The organism is Haloarcula sediminis (genome assembly GCF_035656455.1).
Lineage (GTDB): Archaea > Halobacteriota > Halobacteria > Halobacteriales > Haloarculaceae > Haloarcula > Haloarcula sediminis.
The window spans coordinates 1-520 of the sequence record NZ_JAYMGA010000032.1; the positions used below are offsets into that span (position 1 = coordinate 1).

General features: G+C 58.3%; 1 rRNA gene. It reads right to left on the reverse strand.

Annotated features, from left to right (window positions below):
- A 16S ribosomal RNA gene (locus VJ162_RS18465) occupies positions 1-520 on the reverse strand; the annotation flags it as partial.

A 520-nucleotide genomic window follows, 5' to 3' on the forward strand; every position in this document is an offset into this window, starting at 1 on the left:
GACCGGTGAGATGTCCGGCGTTGAGTCCAATTAAACCGCAGGCTCCTCCGGTTGTGGTGCTCCCCCGCCAATTCCTTTAAGTTTCATCCTTGCGGACGTACTTCCCAGGCGGCTCGCTTATCGTCTTCACTGCGGCACATCACGTGCTCATGGCGCGTGACATACCTAGCGAGCATCGTTTACAGCCAGGACTACCCGGGTATCTAATCCGGTTCGAGACCCTGGCTTTCGTCCCTCACTGTCGGGTCCGGTCTCTCGACGTGGTTTCCCCATTGGTGGTCCGTCCAGGATTACAGGATTTCACTCCTACCCCGGACGTACCCGTCGAGTCTCTCGGCCCCAAGCCGTGTAGTTTCCACCGGACGTCGACGCGTTGAGCGCGTCGATTTCCCAATGGACTTACACAGCAAGCTACGGACGCTTTAGGCCCAATAATATCGGCCATCACTCGTGCTGCCGGTATTACCGCGGCGGCTGGCACCGGTCTTGCCCAGCACTTGTTCCTGAACCACCTTACGGT